Origin of the sequence: Bacillus sp. NPDC057893 (assembly GCF_042796455.1) — a bacterium.
GTDB lineage: Bacteria > Bacillota > Bacilli > Bacillales > Bacillaceae_G > Bacillus_A.
The window spans coordinates 1,230,279-1,255,247 of sequence record NZ_JBHVNG010000002.1 but is presented as its reverse complement, the minus strand read 5'-3'; the positions used below and the strand labels follow the sequence as shown (position 1 = coordinate 1,255,247).

The 24,969-nt window shown below is 35.5% G+C and carries 26 protein-coding genes and 1 pseudogene; 12 read left to right on the top strand and 15 right to left on the bottom strand.

Annotation, left to right across the window (positions count from 1 at the left end):
* A complete protein-coding gene (locus tag ACFVQC_RS15250; protein WP_377895610.1) occupies positions 1-1,128 on the bottom strand; it encodes a conserved virulence factor C family protein in 1,128 nt (375 codons plus the stop codon).
* Between the two features lie 258 nt (positions 1,129-1,386).
* On the opposite strand from ACFVQC_RS15250, the gene ACFVQC_RS15245 reads away from it, so the two are divergent.
* The 3 genes from ACFVQC_RS15245 (at position 1,387) to ACFVQC_RS15235 (ending at position 3,665) form a co-directional block, all read left to right on the top strand.
* On the top strand, positions 1,387-2,520 hold the full coding sequence (locus ACFVQC_RS15245; protein ID WP_377895612.1) for an FAD-dependent monooxygenase: 1,134 nt from the start codon (positions 1,387-1,389) through the stop codon (positions 2,518-2,520).
* Positions 2,521-2,551: 31 nt separating this feature from the next.
* Positions 2,552-2,998: a hypothetical protein gene (locus ACFVQC_RS15240; protein WP_377895614.1), complete on the top strand. Its 447-nt coding sequence runs from the start codon at positions 2,552-2,554 to the stop codon at positions 2,996-2,998.
* A 76-nt stretch (positions 2,999-3,074) separates the two neighbouring features.
* Positions 3,075-3,665 carry a TetR/AcrR family transcriptional regulator gene (locus ACFVQC_RS15235; protein WP_377895616.1) on the top strand — a complete coding sequence of 197 codons (591 nt, stop codon included), beginning with the start codon at positions 3,075-3,077 and terminating at the stop codon, positions 3,663-3,665.
* Positions 3,666-3,697: 32 nt separating this feature from the next.
* On the opposite strand, the gene ACFVQC_RS15230 is transcribed toward ACFVQC_RS15235, so the two are convergent.
* The 5 genes from ACFVQC_RS15230 to ACFVQC_RS15210 form a co-directional block, all read right to left on the bottom strand.
* On the bottom strand, positions 3,698-4,054 hold the full coding sequence (locus tag ACFVQC_RS15230; protein WP_377895618.1) for a single-stranded DNA-binding protein: 357 nt from the start codon (positions 4,052-4,054) through the stop codon (positions 3,698-3,700).
* A 161-nt stretch (positions 4,055-4,215) separates the two neighbouring features.
* Positions 4,216-4,470 carry a DUF4318 domain-containing protein gene (locus ACFVQC_RS15225; protein WP_002148369.1) on the bottom strand — a complete coding sequence of 85 codons (255 nt, stop codon included), beginning with the start codon at positions 4,468-4,470 and terminating at the stop codon, positions 4,216-4,218.
* Between the two features lie 95 nt (positions 4,471-4,565).
* Positions 4,566-5,297: a Bax inhibitor-1/YccA family protein gene (locus ACFVQC_RS15220; protein WP_002148371.1), complete on the bottom strand. Its 732-nt coding sequence runs from the start codon at positions 5,295-5,297 to the stop codon at positions 4,566-4,568.
* Positions 5,298-5,374: 77 nt separating this feature from the next.
* On the bottom strand, positions 5,375-7,270 hold the full coding sequence (locus ACFVQC_RS15215) for an ABC-F family ATP-binding cassette domain-containing protein (RefSeq protein WP_377895621.1): 1,896 nt from the start codon (positions 7,268-7,270) through the stop codon (positions 5,375-5,377).
* Positions 7,267-7,914 carry an HD domain-containing protein gene (locus tag ACFVQC_RS15210; RefSeq protein ID WP_377895623.1) on the bottom strand — a complete coding sequence of 216 codons (648 nt, stop codon included), beginning with the start codon at positions 7,912-7,914 and terminating at the stop codon, positions 7,267-7,269. Before ACFVQC_RS15210 ends, ACFVQC_RS15215 begins: the two co-directional genes overlap by 4 nt.
* 109 nt (positions 7,915-8,023) lie before the next feature.
* Between ACFVQC_RS15210 and ACFVQC_RS15205 the strand changes: the two genes are divergently transcribed.
* Positions 8,024-8,740, top strand: a complete 717-nt coding sequence (locus ACFVQC_RS15205; protein ID WP_377895625.1) for a hypothetical protein — start codon at positions 8,024-8,026, stop codon at positions 8,738-8,740.
* Between the two features lie 232 nt (positions 8,741-8,972).
* Here the strand turns inward: ACFVQC_RS15205 and ACFVQC_RS15200 are convergent, their stop codons facing one another.
* Complete coding sequence (locus tag ACFVQC_RS15200) at positions 8,973-9,248, bottom strand: stage V sporulation protein S (protein WP_002035358.1); 276 nt, start codon at positions 9,246-9,248, stop codon at positions 8,973-8,975.
* A gap of 531 nt (positions 9,249-9,779) precedes the next feature.
* Here ACFVQC_RS15200 and ACFVQC_RS15195 point away from each other — a divergent pair.
* Positions 9,780-10,363, top strand: a pseudogene (locus ACFVQC_RS15195) (preprotein translocase).
* Between the two features lie 195 nt (positions 10,364-10,558).
* Here ACFVQC_RS15195 and ACFVQC_RS15190 read toward each other — a convergent pair.
* From ACFVQC_RS15190 to exsG, 3 genes are all read right to left on the bottom strand, one after another.
* Complete coding sequence (locus ACFVQC_RS15190) at positions 10,559-12,169, bottom strand: lipase family alpha/beta hydrolase (protein ID WP_377895629.1); 1,611 nt, start codon at positions 12,167-12,169, stop codon at positions 10,559-10,561.
* 263 nt (positions 12,170-12,432) lie between these two features.
* Positions 12,433-12,642, bottom strand: coding sequence for a hypothetical protein (locus tag ACFVQC_RS15185; RefSeq protein ID WP_377895631.1), 210 nt, complete (start codon positions 12,640-12,642; stop codon positions 12,433-12,435).
* 246 nt (positions 12,643-12,888) lie between these two features.
* On the bottom strand, positions 12,889-13,041 hold the full coding sequence (gene exsG / locus ACFVQC_RS15180; RefSeq protein WP_000395676.1) for an exosporium protein ExsG: 153 nt from the start codon (positions 13,039-13,041) through the stop codon (positions 12,889-12,891).
* Between the two features lie 208 nt (positions 13,042-13,249).
* On the opposite strand from exsG, the gene ACFVQC_RS15175 reads away from it, so the two are divergent.
* The 7 genes from ACFVQC_RS15175 to ACFVQC_RS15145 all read left to right on the top strand — a co-directional run bounded on the left by ACFVQC_RS15175 (position 13,250) and on the right by ACFVQC_RS15145 (position 21,075).
* Positions 13,250-14,245, top strand: coding sequence for an excalibur calcium-binding domain-containing protein (locus tag ACFVQC_RS15175; protein ID WP_377898608.1), 996 nt, complete (start codon positions 13,250-13,252; stop codon positions 14,243-14,245).
* A 204-nt stretch (positions 14,246-14,449) separates the two neighbouring features.
* The gene (gene ric / locus ACFVQC_RS15170; protein WP_377893127.1) at positions 14,450-15,157 is read left to right on the top strand and encodes an iron-sulfur cluster repair di-iron protein; all 708 of its coding nucleotides are present in this window, start codon (positions 14,450-14,452) and stop codon (positions 15,155-15,157) included.
* A 524-nt stretch (positions 15,158-15,681) separates the two neighbouring features.
* A complete protein-coding gene (gene nirB / locus ACFVQC_RS15165; protein WP_377893128.1) occupies positions 15,682-18,087 on the top strand; it encodes an NADPH-nitrite reductase large subunit in 2,406 nt (801 codons plus the stop codon).
* 14 nt (positions 18,088-18,101) lie between these two features.
* Positions 18,102-18,419 (top strand): nitrite reductase small subunit NirD, encoded by a 318-nt coding sequence (nirD, locus tag ACFVQC_RS15160; RefSeq protein ID WP_377893131.1) that lies wholly within the window; start codon positions 18,102-18,104, stop codon positions 18,417-18,419.
* Between the two features lie 58 nt (positions 18,420-18,477).
* Positions 18,478-19,902: a uroporphyrin-III C-methyltransferase gene (locus ACFVQC_RS15155; protein WP_377893133.1), complete on the top strand. Its 1,425-nt coding sequence runs from the start codon at positions 18,478-18,480 to the stop codon at positions 19,900-19,902.
* Positions 19,899-20,609: a sirohydrochlorin chelatase gene (locus ACFVQC_RS15150; RefSeq protein WP_377893134.1), complete on the top strand. Its 711-nt coding sequence runs from the start codon at positions 19,899-19,901 to the stop codon at positions 20,607-20,609. The genes ACFVQC_RS15155 and ACFVQC_RS15150 overlap by 4 nt, the downstream gene beginning before the upstream one ends.
* Positions 20,602-21,075 carry a precorrin-2 dehydrogenase gene (locus tag ACFVQC_RS15145; RefSeq protein ID WP_377893135.1) on the top strand — a complete coding sequence of 158 codons (474 nt, stop codon included), beginning with the start codon at positions 20,602-20,604 and terminating at the stop codon, positions 21,073-21,075. The genes ACFVQC_RS15150 and ACFVQC_RS15145 overlap by 8 nt, the downstream gene beginning before the upstream one ends.
* A gap of 86 nt (positions 21,076-21,161) precedes the next feature.
* Here the strand turns inward: ACFVQC_RS15145 and ACFVQC_RS15140 are convergent, their stop codons facing one another.
* From ACFVQC_RS15140 to ACFVQC_RS15120, 5 genes are all read right to left on the bottom strand, one after another.
* Entirely contained in the window at positions 21,162-21,359 is a 198-nt protein-coding gene (locus ACFVQC_RS15140; RefSeq protein WP_033710387.1) for a PspC domain-containing protein, read from the bottom strand.
* Between the two features lie 300 nt (positions 21,360-21,659).
* Positions 21,660-22,829 carry a nitrate transporter NarK gene (gene narK, locus ACFVQC_RS15135; protein WP_377898607.1) on the bottom strand — a complete coding sequence of 390 codons (1,170 nt, stop codon included), beginning with the start codon at positions 22,827-22,829 and terminating at the stop codon, positions 21,660-21,662.
* An 80-nt stretch (positions 22,830-22,909) separates the two neighbouring features.
* Entirely contained in the window at positions 22,910-23,143 is a 234-nt protein-coding gene (gene moaD, locus ACFVQC_RS15130) for a molybdopterin converting factor subunit 1 (RefSeq protein ID WP_377893139.1), read from the bottom strand.
* A complete protein-coding gene (locus tag ACFVQC_RS15125) occupies positions 23,140-23,610 on the bottom strand; it encodes a molybdenum cofactor biosynthesis protein MoaE (protein WP_377893141.1) in 471 nt (156 codons plus the stop codon). Before ACFVQC_RS15125 ends, moaD begins: the two co-directional genes overlap by 4 nt.
* Positions 23,611-23,672: 62 nt before the next feature.
* A complete protein-coding gene (locus ACFVQC_RS15120; RefSeq protein WP_377898606.1) occupies positions 23,673-24,962 on the bottom strand; it encodes a molybdopterin molybdotransferase MoeA in 1,290 nt (429 codons plus the stop codon).
* Positions 24,963-24,969 lie beyond the last annotated feature (7 nt).

The window sequence follows — 24,969 nt, the reverse complement described above, 5'->3', positions numbered from 1 at the left end:
TTATTCCCCTTTACGAGACTCCGTCATTTGCTTCCATACAGAACCTTTTGCTTCTTCGCCGCCTTCAATACGTTCTAAAGCTAAACGTGCTTGCATTGCTACTTCAAACTCTGGATCATCTTCTGCTACTTTTAATGCGGGAATTGCACTTTCATCACCAAGTTCAAATAAGAACATTGCTGCACGCCAGCGTACTAATTTACTTGAATCTTTCAGAGATTTAATCATAACGAACATCGCTGCTGGGTCACCTACGTCCGATAAGCAATCTCCCGCTGTACGGCGAACACTTACAGAACGATCTAATAACGCTTTATATAATAACGGCAATACTCCATCACCTTTTACCATACCTAAATAAGCTGTTGCTAGGCGGCGGATAGATACTTTCTCATCATCTAACGCCATTTTCAATACTGGCATATCTTCTTCAGTAGGATCCATTTGTTCTAAAGCTGCAAAACGTTTTTTCCAGTCGGAATCCTTCATCATCTCTTCTGTTACTTTATATGGCTCACGCTTTTGAATCGTTACTTCAACAGCACCCGCTTGATCTAATAATTCTTTAACCGTTTCATTTACACGTTCTTCCGAATAAGCAGCAACAATTTCTTCTACTACTTCTTTCCCGATTTCTTCAAAATTACCGTAACGTGTACTTTGCTCTACCCACTTACGTTCTTTCACAACGTTAGGTGCAGACATTTGCACTTTCATAATGGATTCTTTAAAACGATCAGGTAAGCCAACACGCTCTTCTGTCATCCCATCAGTTAACTTCACTTGCATTGGAATAGTAAAGAACATTTGAATAAACACTTTCACTTCTCCAAAGTGAGAAAGTTGTTGTTCTTCGCTTTCTTCTACTATTTCTTCACCGAAAACGGCACGAACTTGTTGTAATAAAACTTTCCAGTCATACTTCGCATTTCGCTCCACTGCTAAAAAGTCTGCAACATGATACACACCTTTAATGCCTTCAATCTTCAAAATTTCTTGCACTTGTACTGGTGCTTGTTCTGCATTTTCATTTGTATAATTATTACGTGCTCCTGATGGTAATACTTCATTCAAAATAACTTTCATTGTATTCGGACTTGGCGTCGGTTCAATAGCTTTAATCTTCACGTAAAATAACTCTCCTTTATTGCTTGTTCTTAGCTGTATTGTAACATGTTATCACTCTATACTCCTACTCGGATGCTTAATTTTACTAATTCCTCTTCTACATTTTTAGAATTTCAATTATTTCTATTTTCACCTAATCGTTCCGGAACTATAGTTAAAAGTCTAATTGACAATAACAAAAAAAGGTATTAATCTTAACTCATAAAATGACCACGGTCATTTTATGAGTTAAGTCACTTAATTATGGAGGGATAACACATGAATAATGTCATGATTATAGGTGGTGGTATTGCTGGTCTTTGCGCAGCAATCTCCTTACAAAAAATAGGATTAGATGTAAAAGTGTATGACAAAAATATTGAACCTACTGTTGCTGGTGCAGGTATTATCATTGCCCCAAATGCAATGCAGGCACTTGAACCATACGGAATTTCTAAGCAAATAAAAAAATTCGGGAACGAAAGTGACGGTTTTAACCTTGTGTCAGAAAAAGGATCTATATTAAGTAAATTGACCATTCCAACTTGTTATCCAAAAATGTACTCCATTCATAGAAAAAATTTACATCAATTGCTTCTTTCAGAACTACAAAAAGGTACTGTCGAATGGGGAAAAGAATGCGTAAAAATAGAACAAAATGAAGAAAACGCCTTAAAAATATTATTTCAAGATGGTAGTGAAGCACTCGGTAATATACTCATTGCTGCTGATGGTATTCATTCTGTCGTTCGAAAACAAGTAATACAAAGCGATGGTTATCGTTATGCCGGATATACGTGTTGGCGCGGCGTAACTCCAGCTCATAATCTTTCTTTAAAAAATGATTTTATTGAAACTTGGGGAACAAACGGTAGATTCGGTATCGTTCCTCTTCCAAACAACGAAGTATATTGGTATGCGCTCATAAATGCTAAAGCTAGGGACCGAAAATACACAGCATACACAACAGCAGATTTATATAATCATTTCAAAAGTTACCATAGTCCTATCCCAGATATTTTAAACAATGCATCGGACGTTACTATGATTCATCGTGATATTGTAGACATCACTCCAATGAAACAATTTTTTGACAAACGCATCGTCTTTATTGGGGATGCTGCCCATGCACTTACACCTAATTTAGGTCAAGGAGCTTGTCAGGCAATTGAAGATGCTATTATATTTGCTGAATGTATCAAAAAAAACGCCCACTATCGTCAAGCATTTATAGAATACGAACAAAAAAGACGAGCACGAATTGAAATAATCTCAAATACTGCGTGGAAAGTTGGAAAAATGGCGCAAATAGAAAGTAAACCTTTAACTATAGTAAGAAACGAAGTAATGAAACGTATCCCAAAATGGGTTTCTGAAAAACAAGCTCATGAACTATACAGTTTTCATTTATAACACGAAACTACAACGAAAAGTGGCGAAAAGTATGAACAGAATTCTCTCTATCCTTCTTTCAACTGTATTATTTATTAATTTACTTGGATGCACTTCTTCCGCCTCAAATAAAGAAGACTCAAAACTTACATTAAAAACAACGGATGTAGCGAATATAAAGTTGTTACATGTAAAGGAAAATAATACAGTAAAAGCAGAAACAAACAATAAAGGATTTATTGTACAAATACTTAAGTCTATTCAAGCAGGTACACCTAAAGAGGTTTCTTTAACTAAACAAACTATGGAATCCGTATCAAGTAAAATGGAAATTGTATATGAAGATCAATCTATAAAAACTTTATTAATTTTAGTAAATGATGACGATACAATTACAATAATGGAAAACTCTAACTCTAACGCTACATCCACAAAGGGTGTTCAAATACAACACGACCTAAAAACTCCCATGATTGTATCAAACTTCATTAAACAGTAAATTTATTTATGAAATACAATTTCGTTTGAGATTATCTAATAAACAGATATAATTGTTTGTGTTAGGAGTCGATTATATGCTTAGAGAAACGAGAAAAAAAGAATTAAAAGAACTTATATTCCTAAAATCAGTACAACTCTTTCAAGAACGTGGGTACGAAAATGTAACGGTTCAAGACATTACTACTGCATGCGGGATTGCAAAAGGAACTTTCTTCAACTACTTTCCGAAAAAAGAAAACATATTATTATTTTTAGGTGATTCTCAAATGGAGTTATGGAATGAAAGTTTAAAAACGTATGAAAATGTGGAACATCCGAAAGAGCGAATCAAACTTGTTTTAGGAGATTTACTGGACCGATTTACTGGACATGGAGAATTAATGACGCATGCTGTTTTTGAAATTATTAAATCTAACTACTTAGTAGAAAATGAATTAAAAAGTATACAACAGCTACAAGAAAGTTTGTCTTCGATTATTACAGCAGCGAAAGAAACAGGAAAATTAAATAGTCCATGGGATATAAATATTATCACTTCTACTATTATGGGTACCTATTTTTATACACTCCTGTCCCAATCGCTATTAGATTCTAATGAAACAAACGCGAAAAATATACTCAATCAACAGTTAGATGTTGTTTGGGAAGGTATCAATCAAAAATAATAGAGGGCTATGCTACATAGCCCTCTTAATTTTTAATGCTCTTTTACATTTCCCCCCGATGCACCCTCCCGCCTTCTCTCTAAAAATGTAATGCTCTCAATCACAACTTCAGTTCTATATACTCTCTTTCCTTGCTCATCATCGTAATTACTCGTATGAATACGCCCGGTAATCCCAACAAGTGAGCCCTTCATACAATATTCTGTTACATTTTCAGCCGATTTTCGCCAAACAATACAATTTATAAAATCGACTTGTTGTTCACCTATACTATTTCGAAAACCTCTATTCACCACAACACATATTCGTGCATAAGCAACTCCTTGTTTTGTGTAGTATAATTCTGGCTCCTTTGTCAATCTACCGATTAATACAACTCGATTCATCATAAGTTATACCACCTCACATATTTTTCTTCATTGTAAAGAAAAATGTTGGAAGGGTAAAAAGTACAAAACGGCATGTTTGTAAATAAAAAATATTACTTTATATCATACAAAACTAAAAAAGAAACCCTACATATTTTAAACATGTAAGGTTTCCAAAAATATTATACTTCACTGCAAGATATGTAATATCCTCCGCGAGCCATCTTTATTTTAGCGCGATACATTACATTTTCTAAGTAGAAAGTAATCGGTTTAACTTTACTCTCAAATTTTAATTGTTCATTACATTCAGCCCCATATCCTTCAATAGCTGAACGAATGACTTCTGCTGACGGATATGTTAAAGCGTCATCTAGTTCTATGAAAAAACTTTTAGAAAATAGTTTTTTCATAATTCCTTTTTTCTCTTTCATCATATTCCATCCCCCTTCAATTCAAGTCGCCAACATCCATATTTTCAATTTATCTTTGAAAACAAAAAAACCTGCATATTTCATGCAGGTTTTTTTCATTAGTCATTTTTCGTAAAGTAAGAAACGAAACGAAGAATTTCTAAGTATAGCCATACTAGCGTCATCATTAGACCCATTGCACTGTACCATTCCATATATTTTGGAGCTTGGCTACGTGCACCACTTTCGATTAAATCGAAATCTAGTAATAAATTTAATGCAGCAACTACGATAACAACTGCACTAATGATAATACCAATTGTACCACCTTGGTGAATATACGGAACAGTTACACCGAACATGTTTAGTAAGAATACGATTAAATACATTACCGCAATTCCCATTGTCGCTGCTATTACACCTGTGCGGAATTTATCAGTTACTTTTACTACGCGCGTTGCATATAAAACTAACATCGCAAATAGAATAGAAATTGTTAGTAATACAGCGTTTAAAACGATAGTATCGCCAAATTTCATTGTATAAACCGCTGAAATACTTCCTAATACTACCCCTTCTACCGCTGCATAGATTGGTGCACCGATAGGTGATATGCGTGGGAAGAATATAGACGCAAACGCAACGATTGCCGCAATAACTAAAGCACCAATTAATACTGGCATCTTCATCGTACCTTGCGTCATCTGTATGTATGAATAGACAGACGTTGCAAGCAGCAAGATAAGCATGATAAACGTTTTGCCTACTGTTCCGCCAATAGTCATCGCAGAAGCATTTGCTCCTTCTTTACGGAATGCCTCTTTTTTCAACATTGGATTAGATGTTCTCATTTTTTTCCCCTCCTAAAATAGGTTCTACCAATAGTGTAAAGTTTTTCTCTTTACTTTTCAATATATGCAGCTTGTTTTTATTTTAATCCTTCAACGATGTCTGATAGTTCACTCCATCTTTCCATCGTTTTTTCTAGCTCTTCTTCTGTTTTCTGCTGTGCTTCAGATAATTCTTGTGCCTTTGTGAAGTCAGATCCAACTTTCGCAAGTTCTTCTCCAATTGACTCAATTTTCTCTTCTAGTTCGGCAATTGTATCTTCAATTGTTTCCCATTCACGCTGCTCATTGTATGAAAGTTTACGTTTACGTTGTTGTTTTGGAGCTTCTTCTACTACTTTTTTCTCTTTTTGAACTTCCGCCTTCTCAATAAGTTCTTTCGTCTTTTCCATTTCTAAATAGTCCGTATAACTACCTAGGAATTCACGCACTTCGCCTTCGCCATTAAAGATGAACAATTCATCTACTACTTTATCTAAGAAGTAACGGTCATGCGATACAGTTAAAACGACACCTGGGAAATCTTCTAAATAATCTTCTAGCACTGTTAATGTTTGTGTGTCTAAATCATTCGTAGGCTCATCAAGTAATAGTACGTTTGGTTCTCCCATTAAAATACGCAATAAATATAAACGTCTTCTTTCGCCACCAGATAGTTTACCAAGCGTTGTTCCATGTGAATGCGGTGGGAATAAGAAACGTTCTAACATTTGAGATGCGCCAATTACTTTTCCGTCTGTCGTATGAATAACTTCTGCAATCTCTTTAATGTATTCAATCATACGCTGATTTAAATTCATCTCTTCATTTTCTTGCGTATAATAAGCAACTTTTACAGTTTGCCCAACTTCAATTTCACCACTATCAGGAGATAGTTTTCCTGCAAGCATATTTAATAGTGATGATTTTCCGCTTCCATTTGCTCCGATGATTCCGATACGATCACCAGGCTTCACAATATGATTAAAGTTATGTAATACTGTTTTATCACCAAATTTTTTCGTTACATCTTTTAATTCAAGTACTTTCTTTCCTAAACGACTTCCACTTAATGCAATATCAACTGACTGTTTTGCTGCTGGTCCTTCTTGTCCCTTTAGTTCATCAAAACGCTGAATACGTGCCTTTTGTTTCGTAGAACGGGCCTTTGCACCACGACGAATCCAAGCAAGTTCACGACGATATAAATTTTGGCGTTTTGATTCTTGTGCCGATTCTTGCTCTTCACGAAGTGCTTTCGCTTCTAAAAATGTACTATAGTTTCCTTCGTAGCTATATAGTTTACCGTTATCTAATTCAAAAATACGGTTTGCCACACGATCTAAGAAATAACGATCATGGGTTACAAGTAATACCGCACCTGTATATCTTGCTAAATATTCTTCTAACCATTCAACTGTCTCATGGTCAAGATGATTCGTAGGCTCGTCTAAAATTAATAAATCAGGTGTTTCAATAAAACATTGTGCCATTGCGATACGTTTTTTCTGTCCACCAGATAAATTTCCAACAGTTGCCGTAAAATCTGTAATTCCTAATTTCGTTAAAAGAGATTTCGCATTTGCATTTGCTTCCCATGCACTCATTGCATCCATACGTTGCTGCACTGCAAATAATTGTTCCTGTACTTTTTCATTACTTGGATCTTTTTCGATATTTAATAACGATTGTTCATAATCACGAAGAAGACGAATTAAAGGTGTATCACCATGGAACACTTGCTCTAATACTGTTAGTTTTTCATCAAACTCTGGTTGCTGTGATAAATAACTAATTGTATAACCACGTGAATGCGTCATATCACCTATATCAGGAGTTTCTAATCCTGCAATAATTTTTAATAATGTCGATTTACCAGTACCGTTTACACCAATAATTCCGACACGTTGTCCTTCTGTAATACTACATGATAATCCATCAAATAACGGTTTTTCTCCATATGATTTCGATAAGTTCTCCACAGTTAACATTTTCATATTTGTGCATTCCACTCTTTCATAAATTGTTCAATAAACTGTTCCATATAACGATGACGAATTTCAGCCTCTTGTTTTGCTCCGTTCGTGTTCATTAAATCTTTTAGTTTTAAAAGTTTTTCATAAAAATGATTTAAAGATGGATCATTATTTTTTCTATATTCATCTTTCGTCATCACTTCTCGAGGCGGAATAGTTGGATCATACATTAATCTTCCTTTCGCCCCTCCGTATGCAAATGTCCGAGCTATTCCAATTGCACCAAGAGCATCTAAACGATCCGCATCTTGAACAATTTTCCCTTCCAATGATTCTACTTTACCACCATGTCCACCCTTAAAAGACATATTCATAATAATGTGAAGAATATGTCTACTTTCCATTTCTTCAACATGTAACTCGTCTAACCAATCAGAAACTTTTTTCATTCCTGCTTCTTCACTCACATTTAACTTCTCATCTGCTACATCGTGAAGTAATGCTGCCATTTCAATTATAAAACGATTTCCCCCTTCTTGCTCAGATAAAGAAATCGCCAATTTATGTACGCGTTCAATATGATACCAATCATGCCCACTCGCATCTTTTTCTAAAATATGCTTTACGAAAGTTATTGTTTTTTGAATTTTTTCTTGTTTTATCATTTTATCTTCACCCAGTTACTTATTGTAACACGCCCGCATTTTTTCATCACATATTTTCTTGTCTGCCCATACACTAGGTGGTAGGCATCATTATGAAGGAGGAATAAACATGTTCTATAATAATCAACCGCCTTACCCACAACAACCTTTTTCCCCTCAACATCAGGAACAAAGATATGCTGAACAGCATGGGGAGGAAGAGACACAACATCAAGAGCCTCAATACGAACAAAATCCATACGCAACACCGCAAACTCAAGAAACTGAATATCAACAAAATCCATATGACACACGTCCAAATTATGAATATCCTCAAAATCCATATGCAGCACCACCAACTCAAGAACAACAATATCAGCAAAATCCATACACAACTCAGTACACTCAAGAACAACAATATCAACAAAATCCATACACAACTCAGCCACAACAACCGCAATACCAACAACAAATGTATCAGCCAAACTATGACCCACGTGTCTCACCGCCAGCACCGCAAACTATCGATCCTACGCAACCGCAAATTTTACCGCCTGGGCCGACACTCGATATTACGCAGCCACAAATTTTACCACCAGGACCTATTACAGAACCAACGCAACAACAAATCCAACAAGTTGTCGGTACACAGTTTTTACCTTTAAAAAAACCTGTACTTGATTTCGTAAAACCTTGGGTAGATTACGGTTTAAATGAAGCGAAACATACATCACACAAACATGCTTTAACAGAAGTTGCTGCGATTATGTTCTTAGTTGGTAAAGGATTCAACCCAACGATTGCTCATTATATTGTAGAATCTTGGGAGAAGAATGAGCAGTTTTAGAATTGTTGATTTTAAAAAACATAAAAACCTCAAAAATGCCAAATCCCTTATGTATCAAAGGATTTGGCATTTTTAAGTTTCTAGAAAAACCCGCTAAATATAAGAGAGAATTAATAGTCATAAATCCGGTACAATACTGTATCCACGCCCAAGGAACTGTCAAATGAAATAACGTGTCTAACTTTTTGGAGTCTATTGACCTTTTCAAATCCCCTTATATTAGTGTTCGCTATTAAGACCTTCTCCTTCTAGGACCTACAATTAGTTTGATTGCTGTTCTTTCTTGATTATCGATAGTAACCTCTTGAAACGCTGGAACAAGAACCAAATCAATTCCACTTGGAGCGACAAAACCTCTTGCAATCGCAATTGCTTTAATCGCTTGATTTAAAGAACCCGCTCCAATTACTTGAATTTCCACCTTGCCACTTGCTCTTAGTACACCGGCTATTGCACCTGCCACTGAATTTGGACTTGATTTTGAGGATACCTTTAATATATTTTCCATGTACGTTGCTCCCTCTATTATTTAATCTCTCTTTTCTTACGGTTTGAAATATAACTGACGTATCTTTAACTACTATTCATACCAAAAGCAAACAATTCTGTATAATTACATTCATTCGATATCTTTTGTCTTCTTCCTGCTCAATTGCATAAATAAAAAGCGATGACTAAGTTGGAAATTTAGTCATCGCTTTATCCATTTCTCTGTTTAACTAAAATGCTGTCCTTTAAATACTTCTCTTCTTTACTTTGGCGATATACTATCTTAAAGTTTACATATCTCAACATTTTAAAACCTGGGATAGAGTTATCTGCTAAATTTTCAGCCTTTTTCGTCTTCAAAAGTCATAACATATAATATTCTAATTCTATTCTTTTGAAAACTATATCTCCTCATTAGAGCACTTTATATGATGCTATCTTTTTATCCCAAATCTATCACCTTACATATGGACAAGTATACACGCCAATTACTTTTCAATTGCATAGACTACTATGTGTTATACATTTATTAATAATAGGAGGTAGTATATTGGGTTCATACTATCATTCTTCAAGCTCATATAAAAAATGTTCATGCCATCAATCTTCCAGTTCGTATAAAAAATGTTCATGCCATCAATCTTCCAGTTCGTATAAAAAATGTTCATGCGACCATTCACATAAATCATCTAAACCAGCTTACGGCACTTTTGGCAAACTGAGTTTATAACTGTTCCTTTTGGCGATTCTTTTCCATTTAATCACGTTGGCCCTTTGGCAGGAGGAGTTTCCTTACTAAATCCGACTACTATACAATTTAGTAAAGCTGGTGATTATAGAGTTTCTTTCATTTCAAGTATTAACACTACCTTAAATCCTGTATTTCCCCATATTCCAGTCATAACTATATTTTTAAATAACAATCCTCTTGCTAATAGCCAAGGTGATTTCACTTTTCAAATGAATACTTCATCAAATAACGAATGCCTTCAACTAGTTGGCGAAACTATTGTTACGGTACCAGCTAATTCAACTCTTCAACTTAGAAATAATAGTGGTTTTAATCATCAAAGTATTGTAACTTGTGATAATGGTATAAATTCAGTTGAATTAACAGTTACAAAACTAAGTTAATACTATTCCCTCACATTCAGATGCTAATTCAGCATCTTTTTTTATTGCATAACGTTTTTTTGATTCCTATCGTCCTCTTATAGAACATAAACTCCTATTTCACTTTTCTATTCATCTAGTAAACATGAAAAAGTGCCGAAATCCTTCTACCACAAGAATTCGGCACTTTTTTTATTAAAACAGATTCATTCTTTCCTACTTCTCCACATAAACCGATTTAACTATCGTACGATTATAAGGTTGTCCTTCCTTATTCATCCCTTTCATATCAATTGTAACGTTATATACACCTGGCTGTTCTATATTTTTCAAAGCACCTGTAAATGTAGTTGTATTAATATTTTGCGATTCATTTGATTCAGAAACTAATTTTCCATCTTTATTAATTACTCTTACTGTTACTGAAAGATCGCCTTTCATTTCTGGAGCTGCAGGTGATTTTTTGAGTTTATACTCTACTTTATTTACTTTAACCTTTGCCGGCATTTGAAGGACGAACGGAGCATCTTTTTTGTAATCGGTCACGATTAAATATGCATCTTTCGGCTGCTTCGCCATCATTTTAACTTGCCATTCTCCTGCTTCCATTTTATCAAATTTAAATGTTCTTATAGTCGCCCCTTTAAAGAAAGATTCATCTTCACCAGTAGATACAGCACTATCTTTATTTGTATAAACTTTTCCTTTTGGAGATATTAGTTGTATTTCTACATCCGAAGAAGCTGTTAAAACAGAAACTACCCCTTCTGCTTTTTTATCAACTGCGACAGTTTGTCCTACCCACTGATTTTGTGACAACTCTCCTCCTAAAATAGCTTGATTAGAAGTTGTGTTTAATTGTTCTACCTTTTCCTCTGAACTATTACTCGGGGCTAATAAAGCTGGTACTGGTACAGTTGCTGTCCGTAAATATGGTTCAATTCGTGCAAAAACGGCTGAACCTTTTCGTATATTATCATGATCAAATCGTGAATCTGTAAATAAATGTGTTCCATATGGTAACTTAGCACTCCATTCGTTCACTAATCCATCATTAGAACCGTATGATGACAAATACAAGCCGCCCATAGATAATGCTGAAAAAACAGGTCCCCAGCTTGTCCCAGTAGCCGTATAGTAACGGTTTAATTTAGCTGCAGGATTATTATCTATTGTAGAACGAAACTTTGCCATTTCACCTATTTGCAATGAATATGTCCCATCATCTTTTTGACCTAATATAGAGGCGAGCCACCCTGCCCACCAACTATATGATAAATCCGCTAAATTTGATCCGTAATGCGGAGTGGCAAGTGTAATAACATTTCCAACAAATCGATTCGCTCCATATCCAACTAACGCAGCTTGTGTATCGATACCACCTTTACTATGAGCTACAACATTTACTTTTTTACCAAAATGATTATAAATTTCTTCAAGCTTTTGTGCTAACAATTTTCCATTGTCCCATTGGCTAGCTGATCCTTTCCCAGCAGCATCGTATAATTGAATAAATACAGTTTGATAGCCTGCTTTCAAAGCGTAGTCGTACATATCATTCATATCATGATATACCGTCTTTCCATACCAACTATCCGCATTACCGTTTCTTCCTTGCACAAAGAGAATTGGTGGTTTATTCTCATCATAATTAGCAGGTTTCTGACCTAAAAACCATTCTCCAGGAGTAAATACTTCTTTATCTGGAAAACCAGTCTTAAGCTCTGTTACAACCTCCGCGTGTACATTTGTACTAAAAACCACCGGACTCATAAAACAAAGTACAATAAATAATGCTATACTCCTTTTCATAATTCCCATTAACATCCCCCTTTTCCGCCCGAAAGAAAGCGTTACCATTCAATTGGACACCAAGTGTTTTAAATTCCATTTAATCAATTACTTTTACGATACATTATAATAAGAACTTAATAGCCGCATTCCTTTCTTATCAAACGTTATTCTCTCAACATTCCTTCATTCCTTTTTACAATAAGCGTTTTGAGTATTTCTCAATAAAGCTTTCTCTTTACAAAAAAAGCTGCGTATAAAAGGTCTCTTTAATAACCTTTTATACGCAGCTTCTTTGTTTAAAATTCGATGATGTACTCATCATCATATTTATCGTATTGCAAACCAGCTCCTATTCTCAATTCTGTAACTTGATCTCTAAGGAATGGTGCATCTTCTATTTTACTAGTTGCAATTTCGATTCCATATTTTTTTGTTAAATGCGCTAACTCTATTAAAAACCATTCTCTTCGCAACGCGATTGGAATTTCATACGTTCGTCTTTTCATATATACTAGCACCTCTTCTATTTTCATTATTGAAAAGAGTATCACTTCTACTTTCGATACACTTTTTAAAACTATCGTTCATCATCAAAGGCCGATGAAACATTATAGTATATGCATGTCCATTTTAAACGTGCTATTGCAAAATTAGTATAAAAAACCAGCAAAACTTAATTAGTTTACATAATAAAATTATGTAATAGTAAAAGGATAGGCTTGTCCCTCATCCTTTTACTATAGAAATCTAAATTAAGAACATCTTGGTACACCTAAAGCTAAAAATAAACCTGCTACTCCTGCTGTAATTGGCACCTTCAACGTAATAACATCATCTACTTTTGTTACTAAAAAGTAAGCATTCCCTTCTTGTAACACACAATTAACTAACAATTGAAATTCCATTCAAATCTCCTCCTTTCAAATGGGATACTATAATCTATGAAAATCTTTTCAAAAGGTAATAGGAATTAAATCTATTTTTCCTTATATATAAAATAAATGTTTATTTATCTATTAAAAATATTAATTTTCTAAATTTATATAAAACGTGTAATATCCAATAAGTTCCTATATAATCAATAGAGAAAATCTTACAAATGGAGGTATGAAAATGGCTATTTTGAGTAATATTGGTGTAGCTTTATTTTTGATTGCTATCATTCTTTTAATCTTATGTATCATTTCATTCTTTAAGAAAAATGGAAAAGCAAAACAATATGGTCGTCCAACTGTTATTCTTTTTATGATTTCAATTGTCTTAATGGTGACCGGCACAACAGAATCTGAACACCCAGTCGTCGAATTTTTTTCTACTTTAAGTTTCATTCTATTTATATTTTTCCTTGTTCTTGCAATATTATCTGTTATTAAGAAAACAGGTGTAGCAAAAAAACAATTTATAATTACAGCTGTTTTATTTGTCATTTTTGTTGCGCTATCAGGTATTTCAAGTCCTTCTTCTGAAAAAACGACAGCAACGAATAAACAAGTCGCTTCTAATAGTGAAGAGAAAAAAGATGACGAAAAGAAAAAGGAATTAGAAAAGAAAGAAGATGACGAAAAAACTCGTAAACAAGAAGATGAGAAACGTCAAGCTGAGGAACTAGCTCGTAAGCAAGAAGATGAGAAACGTCAAGCTGAGGAACTAGCTCGTAAGCAAGAAGATGAGAAACGCCAAGCTGAAGAACTAGCTCGTAAACAACAAGAAGAGCAACAGCGTCAAGCTGAAGAACAGGCCCGTAAACAACAAGAAGAGCAACAACGTCAAGCCGCTGAACAAGCTCGCAAACAACAAGAAGAGCAACAACGTCAAGCTGCTGAGCAAGCTCGCAAACAACAAGAAGAGCAACAACGTCAAGCTGCTGAACAAGCTCACAAACAACAAGAAGAACAACAACGTCAAGCTGCTGAGCAAGCTCGCGTACAACAGGAACAACAAAAAGCACAGCAAACTCAAACACAACCGGCTGCTGGAAGCAATAGTAATACATATTTCAAAAATTGTACTGAAGTTAAAAATGCTGGGAAAGCTCCATTATATAGAGACCAACCAGGATATAGCTCTAAACTTGATCGTGATGGCGATGGAGTTGCGTGTGAAAGATAGTAATAAAAAAAGAAGCTTCTACTAAGCTTCTTTTTTTATTATCGTAAAGTATTGCGACGAATTACGCTTCCTCTTACTTAAATAAAACTCCTTTTATTATTCTCAAAAATGACACATAATAAGTGATTTAAATCACCACATTGATTTTAATTTATCGCTATTCTTGATCTAGATATTAAATTTAAACTCTATGGAGGCATTCATATGGAACATACATTTACTGAAACTTCTATTGTTGGTGAAATTGTTACACAATTTCCGAAAGCTAGTGATCTTTTTAAATCATATAGAATAGATTTTTGTTGTGGTGGAAATAGACCACTTATTGATGCAATTAATGAAAGAAATTTATCAGCAACAGAGGTAATCACAAAATTAAACACGCTTTATCATAAAACGAAACTATTAAACGAATCGGAAATTGATTGGAAAAATGCTTCTTATCGCGAATTGATTGATTATGTTATAAATAAGCATCATCGCTATTTAAATGAAGAGTTGCCACAGTTAAGTCCATATGTGACGAAAGTATTACGCGTTCATGGGGTAGGTCAGCCTCATTTAGCCCAAATTCATAAGCTATTTCATGAACTTAAGATTGAATTAGAACAGCATCTAATTAAAGAAGAAACGGAAGATTTCCCATTAATTTTAGAATTCGAACAAAATCCAACTGATGAAAACTATGTAAAATTACGTAAAGTAGTAGATGAGCTGGAAAATGAGCATAACCATGCTGGCAATATTATTAAAGAACTTCGTAAAGTGACCAATGACTTTACTCCTCCAGAAGGAGCTTGCGGCACCTATCGCCTTGTTTACCAGCGCCTTGAAGCTCTTGAATCTGATTTATTTGAGCATATTCATTTGGAAAATAACATTTTATTTCCGCGTGCAATTACAAAAGCATAATTACGGCGCAGGACATGAGCATTTTTACTCATGTCCTGCTTTTCATTTTGTAAAAACTATTCACACGTTCCCCCACCGTTTCACTGGACAGCTTGATATAATTTAATTTATCGAAGGAATATATCAGGTAGCATTAAGGAGTTGTATTTATGAAAGAAAAAATGATTAAAAAACATTTACGAGAGGTCTTCCTCTTTAAAGAACTTTCAGAAGAATAACTACAGCCTATTATGGAGAATTCTTCATTCCAAACTGATTATTCCTCCTTCCTCTCTTCTTTAATTCCACTAAAAAACATATTCTCTCATTAAGTAAAACTTCTAATCAATGGGAGTTTATTCATTCCCCTACAGACTATTAAGCATCCGTCTATCCTTTCGCTTCCCCCTTCACATACATCCGAATTTTAACAATTTGTGAATCATTATAAAAATGTGATAAATATCACATCTCCCCTTTTTTTGATTTTCTATAATAGAAATATAATTCTTTGTTCAACATTTCACATAAAAGGGGAAATGAATATGAAAAAACGTTTAGTTATGATCGGAAATGGTATGGCTGGAATACGCTGTATGGAAGAAATATTAAAACATGATAGTGATTTATATAATATTACTATTTTTGGAGATGAACCGCATCCAAACTACAATCGCATTATGCTCTCTCATGTTCTACAAGGCAAAACAAATATGAAAGATATCATTATGAACGAATATAGTTGGTACGAAGAAAATGGGATAACTTTATATACAAACGAGAGAGTTCAAAGTATTGACCGAGAAGAAAAGGTTATTGTCACAGAAAAAAGTCGTACTCTTACATACGACAAACTCATTATCGCAACAGGTTCTAGTGCTTTTATATTGCCTATTGAAGGTTCCGCCCTTTCCGGTGTGACAGGGTTTCGAACAATTGAAGATACACAATTTATGATTAATACCGCTAAAGATAAGAAAAAGGCCGTTGTCATTGGTGGTGGATTACTTGGTTTAGAAGCAGCAAGGGGCCTCATTGACTTAGGAATGGACGTACATGTTGTTCATTTAATGCCGAACTTAATGGAGCAACAACTAGATTCCAAAGCTGCTTCCCTACTGCGTGAGGATTTAGAGGCGCAAGGCATGAAGTTTCTTATGGAAAAGAAAACTGTGAAGATTCTTGGTACAGACCATGTTGAGGCTATTCAATTTGAAGATGGTGAAATTGTAAATTGTGATTTAATCGTCATGGCTGTCGGAATACGTCCGAATACTCAAATAGCAAAAGATGCTGGCTTAATTGTAAATCGCGGCATTGTAGTCAATGACTACATGCAAACAAATGAAGAATCAATTTATGCGGTTGGAGAGTGTGCAGAACATGACGGTATTGCATATGGACTTGTTGCTCCCCTTTATGAACAAGGCGCAATATTAGCAAAGCATATAACGAATTTACAAACTGATGGATATGTGGGTAGTATCGTTGGTACACAATTGAAAGTTGCAGGTTGTGATTTATTCTCTGCTGGCCAAATTTATGAAGATGATCAAACGAAAGCAATATCAATCTTTGATGAATGTAAACGTTCCTATAAAAAAGTATTGATTCGTGACAATAAAGTCGTTGGTATTGTTTTATATGGTGATACTGCTGATGGTACACGCCTCTTTAGCATGTTAAAGAAAGAAGAAGATATACAAGAATATACATCCGCTTCCCTTCTTCACAAAGCTGGTGAAGAAAGTGAACTTAACGTTGCTACTATGAGTGCTGATGACACTGTTTGCGGTTGTAACGGTGTTACAAAAGGTGCAATTGTTCATGCAATTTTAGAACAGGACTTAACAACTTTTGAAGAAGTTAAAGGATGCACGAAAGCTGCAGGGTCTTGTGGGAAATGTCGCCCACTTGTTGAACAAATTTTATCTCATACACTTGGAGATGCTTTTGATGCCTCAACGCAATCTACCGGTATGTGTGGATGTACAACTTTATCACGTGATGAAGTCGTAGCGGCGATTCATGAGAAAGGTTTAAAATCACCAAAAGAAGTACGAAATGTACTTGGTTTTGTACATGAAGACGGATGTTCGAAATGTCGTCCTGCATTAAACTACTATTTACGTATGGCGATTCCGAAAGAATATGCAGATGATAAATCATCCCGTTTCGTTAATGAAAGAATGAACGGTAACATCCAGCATGATGGTACATTTTCTGTTATTCCACGTATGTACGGCGGAGTTACAACAGCAGATGATTTAATGAAAATTGCTGAAGTCGCAAAAAAATATAATGTTCCTCTTGTGAAAATTACAGGTGCGAGCCGAATCGGTTTATATGGTGTTAAGAAACAAGATTTACCTAACGTATGGGCTGACTTAAATATGACTTCTGGATATGCGTATTCAAAATCCCTTCGTAATGTAAAATCATGTGTTGGTTCTCGTTTCTGTCGTTTCGGTACGAAAGATTCATTAGGGCTTGGTATGCTACTTGAACAATCATTAGAAATGGTAGATACACCTCATAAAATGAAAATGGGTGTAACGGGTTGTCCACGTAACTGTGCGGAAGTACTTACGAAAGATTTTGGCGTTGTTTGTGTCGAAAATGGATATCAACTGTATATCGGCGGAAATGGTGGTACAGAAGTACGTGAAGCTGATTTTGTAATGATTGTTCCTACTGAAGATGATGTTCTTCGCATCGCTACAGCTTACATGCAATATTATCGTGAAACTGGTATTTACGGTGAACGTACTGCCTATTGGACAGAACGATTAAGCTTCGATCACATAAAAGAAATACTACAAGATACAAGTATGATCACTATGTTAAATGAGCGTTTCCAAACAGCTCGTAGCACATATACAGAAGCATGGGGACAAGCACTTGAAACGAAGTCACTAAAAGCGATGTATGAAGTAGAAACTGTAAAATAAGGAGCGTGCACTATATGTTACAAACGAAAGAAAAAATAAAAATTATGCGTGCGGAAGACCTTCCTATTCAAATTGGTAAAGAGGTGCAAATGAAAGGTATGTCTATCGCCCTATTTCGTCTCTCAAATGGCGATGTTCGAGCTGTAGAAAATCGTTGTCCTCATAAAAACGGTCCATTAGCCGAAGGAATTGTATCTGGGGAATTCGTCTTTTGCCCACTACATGATTGGAAAATTTCATTACTAACAGGTGAAGTTCAAAAACCTGATGACGGTTGTATTCAAACGTACGAAGTAGAAGTTATTGACGGGGATATTTATCTATACATGTAATCGACAAAAGGAGGCCTCCCCTGGCTTCCTTTTAAATAAAAATAGATGAGGTGCGAATATGAACGGATATGTATATTTAGTTGGTGCAGGACCAGGTGATGAAGGGCTTATTACAAAAAAAGCGATAGACTGCTTAAAGCGTGCAGATATTGTCTTATATGACCGCTTATTAAATCCTACCTTTCTTAATTATACGAAAGAAACATGCGAACTTATTTATTGCGGAAAAATGCCGAAAAATCATACTATGCGACAAGAAATGATTAACGCCCACCTCCTTCAATTTGCGGAAGAAGGAAAAACCGTTGTACGCTTAAAAGGCGGGGATCCATCTATTTTTGGCCGTGTTGGTGAAGAAGCAGAAACTTTAGCAGCAGCGGACATTCCGTATGAAATTGTACCAGGTATTACATCTAGCATCGCCGCTAGTAGCTATGCAGGTATCCCCCTCACCCACCGTAACTACAGTAATAGCGTCACTTTACTAACTGGACATGCAAAAGGTCCTTTAACCGATCATGGAAAATATAATTCATCCCACAACAGCGACACAATCGCCTACTATATGGGTATAAAAAACTTACCTACAATCTGTGAAAACTTACTACAAGCAGGAAAAAAAGAAGATACGCCAGTAGCAGTCATTGAATGGGGTACAACAGGAAAGCAGCGCGTTGTCATAGGGACACTAGCAACCATTGTTCATAACGTCAAAACCGAAAATATTTCTAACCCTTCCATGACGATTGTTGGTGATGTCGTTTCCTTACGTAACCAAATCGCTTGGAAAGAACGTAAACCATTACACAGCAAGAAAGTTTTGTTTGCATCCGCAGCAAATAAAGAAAGTGCAATAAAACAAATGTTACAAGAATACGGTGCAGAAATATATCAAATTCCAACTTTCAAAAAGGAAAAATACACATTAACCTCTGAACAAGTCAATGAAGTTTTTAGCGTTAATCGCCTTGTATTTTGTTCAGCTGAGAGTGTAGAAATCTTGATGCAATCATGTAGTAAACATCATAAAGATATTCGTTCCTTACAGGCAGAACCGCAATATATGAACGGTGCCACTCAAGAAAAGCTGATGCAATATGGACTATTAAGTAAACAAGCACAGTTTTCTTCCGATACAACTGTTTATTTAGGCCGGAATATTAATCGAATTGCTTTCATTCAAGAAAAAATTGGTGCTGGATCTTATATGATGACTCATGAGTATACAATTGATCATCGCTTCGATGAAATTCATTCCCGTATGCTTTCTGAATTCTCATGGGATAGCATTGTATTTGAAGGACGTGCTTCAATTGATACGTTTCTATCAGAAGTAAAACGCCTTGGCTTTATAGATATTCTTACTCTTCCCTTCTCATATACCGATGTTCCAACTTTACACTATGCGAATAAAGTCGGGTTTCATAACGTAGATCATCAATTACAAGAAATCGTTATGAAGAAAGACATGGTGGCACGATGAAAGGAATTGTATATGTTGGACACGGTAGCCGACTACAAGAAGGTAACGAACAATTCATTCACTTTATTCACTCTGTTATGAAAGAACGTAACGAAAGAATTCAAAAAATAGCTTTTCTTGAACTAACAACTCCTACCATTCATGATGCAGTTACAGAAGCGATACTAGAGGGAGCAACTGAAATAATGATTGTACCTGTTTTATTATTTGCGGCAGCTCATTATAAACGTGATATTCCTTTTGAAATAGAGCAAGTGCAAAAGAAATATCCACATATAACATTTTCAGTTGCGCCACCTTTTAGTACGCATCCGCATATGGTTGAACTTGTAGTGAAAAGAATACGTGAAACTATACCAATGCAAAGTAGTAGCGTTTTACTCGTAGGACGAGGTAGTAGTGATCCTCAGCCTATTTATGAATTACAACAAATTGGAGCAGCTGCCGGACGAAAACTCGGTATGCCAGTATGTTGTTCCTTTTTAACGAAAGGAACTCCCTCGTTTACTGCTGAGCTCAGGACTATAACATCGACTGCGTCCCATGTATATGTCATGCCGTACCTTCTCTTTACCGGTTTGCTGCTTCAAAAAATTAAGTTGCATACCAAAAAGTATGATCACGTTACGACTTGCAACTGTCTTCAATTTGATGCATATATGAAGGCAGCTTTATTAGAACGAATGGAGGAATGTGCGTATGTATAGCATGTACCCTCTTATGTTTAATCTACATAAGAAAGTGGTCGTTATAATTGGCGGAGGTAAAATTGCATATCGAAAAGCGTCTGGATTAAAGGATACAGGCGCTTTTGTCACCGTTGTCAGCCCAGAGATTTGCGAGAAAATGAAGGAACTTCCTTATATTACATGGAAGCAAAAAACTTTTACGAATGATGATATTAAAGATGCTCATCTTATTTATGCAGCTACAAATCATTATGCTGTCAATATGATGGTCAAACAAGCTGCTCATGATTTCCAGTGGGTTAACGTTGTAAGTGATGGTACAGAATCATCCTTTCACACACCTGGTGTCATCCGAAATGATGAATATGTTGTCACTATTTCAACTTCAGGTAAGGATCCATCGTTTACAAAACGTATGAAGCAAGAGTTAACTTCTGTCCTTCCTAATCTTATAAAAAGACTTTCTCGTACTCGCAAATTGTAATCTATTTCTTAGCTATAAAATATTAATTAACTTTGGACAAACGTTCTTTGAGAGACGTTTGTTGAATTAGCTTTGATTTTATACATTTATCCCTTAATTTCTTTATCTGTAGGCAAAACAATTGCAGCTATTATATAAATTAACACTGTTATTCCGCTAGTAAAAAAGGCTGACAATGCAGTTACTATTCGAAGGATACTAACATCAATTCCATACTTATCACTTAAGCCACCTAATACACCTGATACTTGTTTATCTTGAGTAGACTTATATAATTTTTTCATCTAAACACCCCGATCAAATTAAATATTTGTATTCTAAAAATTAGTTCTACCTTTGGAAGAGATTTAACATTTCTTCAACTAACCTGCCCTTTAATTGAATAACACCTGTTATCTATATTTTAACATAAAATTCCATAACTCTTCTGTTTTTCATTTTAAAACCACACTATTTTAGAAAACAAGCTTTTGTTAAGATAGTGATAGTAAATGTAATTATATCGACTTAACGATAAAACATGACGAAGCCTATTCCTAAAAGAACCGTCCCAGAATACTTTGGGACGGTTCTTTTTTCCCCTATTAATTATTCTTTAACATCACTAACAGCTTCTCTTGACTATACATCCACACTGTAATGATTAAACAAGCAAGTGCTACTTCTGACAACGCCATAAACCCAATTGCATAATGGCCTGTCAGTTGGAATAGTAATGTTAAAATTAATGGTGGGAAGAACCCTCCTAGTCCGCCTAAAGCTGATACAACTCCATTTACAATCCCTGCTTGCTCAGAGAAGTACATTGGAACAAGCTTAAAGATTGTACCATTTCCAATACCTGCACAGAATGCAACTAGTAGGCAACCAAATGTATACACGTTCATACTAGGCATAAATGATAAAATAATACCTGAAAGTGTTAAACCGATAAATACGAAGATTAATATTTTAAATGGATTAAATTTATCACCAAGCCAACCACCAATTGGGCGCATGATTGTTGCTAATACGATGAATCCAGCTGTCCGCATACCTGCATCTACTTTCTCTAATCCGAAGTGAGATACTAAAAAGTTTGGTAAATATACTGTAAATGCAACAAATGATCCAAATGTTAAAAAGTAAAAGATACATAGAAACCAAAGTTTTTCATTTTTATATACACCTTTTATTTGTTCCATTAATGGTGTATTCACCTTTTTTTCCTTACGATCGCCTAATAAAAAGTTCATAAGTGCAAATGCTGCAAGTAAAACTAAATAACACTGTACTGTCGTTCTCCAGCCAAATGAAGTTGCAATGACAGGTGCTAAAAATGAAGTAATTGCTGTTCCGGCGTTACCTACACCATAAATACCATTTACAAAACCGTGACTCTCTTTCGGGAAGTATTTCGGTAAAGAAGTTACCCCTACAGAGAATACAGCCCCACCAATCCCTACAAATAAGCCACCAATAATTAAATCCATCATAGAATTGGCAACACTAATATAAAAGACAGGGAATAATAATAGAATAAAACTAATAAAGAATAACTTTCTTGCTCCGAAACGATTTGTCCAATAACCAATTGGAATGCGAAGAATAGAACCTAAAATAACCGGTACTGCTGTGACCATAGAAATTTCTCCCGCAGTTAATGGAATATCCGCTTTAATATATGGCATTAATGATGATAAAATGACCCATACCATAAAACCGATAACTAGATTAGAAGTTTGTAAACTTAATTGAAAATTAGGACTTTTCATCCTGTTCCCTCCTATGTATGCATAGTTATATTAATTCCCTCCAGTCTAATCACGTACTCACATGATTAGACTGAAAAGAATCAACCACCACTTACTGGCGGAATCATTGCTACTACATCACCAGTTTGAATGATGTCGTCCTCATTTGCGTATTCTTCATTTATAGCGACCATAATCTCGTTTGAAATTGCTACGTTGTATTTCTTTATAAGAACATCCTTTAGCTCAGCAACCGTAATATTTTCACAATCTATTTGCAAGGCCGGCTTACTTACTTCTTCTTGCAAATGTGCAAATAATAGTACTTCAATCATGTTCTCATCTCCTGTTCAGGTTCACCATTTACATATGCTGTTTTCTCTAACTGATCACCTATCCATGACTCACCATCTTCCCAAAACTCTTTCTTCCAAATCGGAACAATTTGTTTTATACGCTCCATAATATACTCATTCGCTTCATAGGCCGCTTTCCGATGTGGTGTAGCAACAGCTACAACAACAGCAAGATCAGAAATTTGCAATGTACCAATGCGATGTGTAATTGCCACATATGTCCCCGGCCATTTCTCTTCTACTTCGGTACCAATTTTCGCAAGCTGTTTTTCCGCCATTGTCTTATAAGCTACATACTCTAAATATAGTGTACGACGTCCTTTCGTAAATTCTCTGACAGTACCAATAAAAGTAGTAACTGCACCACACTCACGTCGAATTACTTTACTTGTAACATCTTCAATTGAAATAGGCGTATCAATTACTTCATAATACGTATGTGTCATCTTGCACCTCTTATCTTTGTATAAATCATAATCCGCGAAGAAGCCATCAATCTATTTTTCTATTACTTGTACGATCGAAGTGGTTCTTCCCATGGCCACTCGCTTCCTACGTTTGATTCTAATAACAGTACCGAAACAGCTATTCCTGCTTCAAATCCTCGTGTTCCGCCCGGTAAAACGATAAATGCATTCGCTTCTGCAAGTGAAGAAATTGCACTTGATTTATCTAAGCCAACTGGTGTAACTTGCAATTGGCCATCTACAATTTCAACTCTCCCTCTTACAAAACGAGTAAATGGGTTTGCTTTCGGAAAATCTTTCTGTAAAATCGCTTCTGCACGATATACATGCGAATCTTTCCTATGCAAGTATGTTCGAATTACTGGTCGAACATATAGTTCACATCCGACATAACAAGCAGAAGGATTACCAGATAGACCAAATAATAGTTTTCCTTCTAGCTCAGCTACAGTTGTCACGCTTCCTGGTCGCATCGCTATTTTATTGAAAAGTACATTAGCTTGTAATCTCTCATAAATAGCAGGTAAATAATCATAGTCCCCTACTGAAACACCACCAGTTGTAATTAAAATATCGACTTCTTTCATTGCTCTTTTTACAGTGTTATAACACGTCTCTAAATCGTCAACGAATTGTCCATAATACCGTACGACTCCACCTGCTCGTTCAACTTGAGCAGCAATCATATAGGAGTTACTATTTCGAATCTTGCCTTGTTTCAGTTGTTCATGTACTTCGAGCAGTTCACTTCCTGTCGTTACAATTCCAATAATCGGCTGTCTTACAACATGTACTGAACTATAACCAAACGTAGCAAGAAGCGCCGCTACTCCAGGGTTAATAGGAGTTCCTTTTTTCACAAGGATGGCATTTTGTTTTACATCTTCCCCTTTAAAAGAAATGTTATCACCAGACGCAAAAGAGCGTTTTAATTTCATATAAGTCTTTTCGTTTTCTTCAAACGATTCCGTTAGTTCTAACATAACAACAGCATTACACCCCACTGGAATCGCGGCTCCTGTCATAATACGTACAGCTTGAAATGGTTTCACTTCTTCTGTAAAAACAAAACCTGCTCCAATTTCACCAATCACCTCGAACTGAATGGGGGTACTGCTACTTGCTTCTTTTGTATCTTCCGCTCGAATCGCAAATCCGTCGTATGGAGAGCGATCAAAATGCGGAACATCATGATCTGCAACAACATCTTCTCCAAGGATTCGTCCATAACTTTCTATAAGTGCAACCTTTTCAGTTTCACCTCGATGAGCGTACTCCATTACACGCGCGACTGCTTCTGCCACTGGAATTGGTATACGTTTTTCTAACATTCTTTTT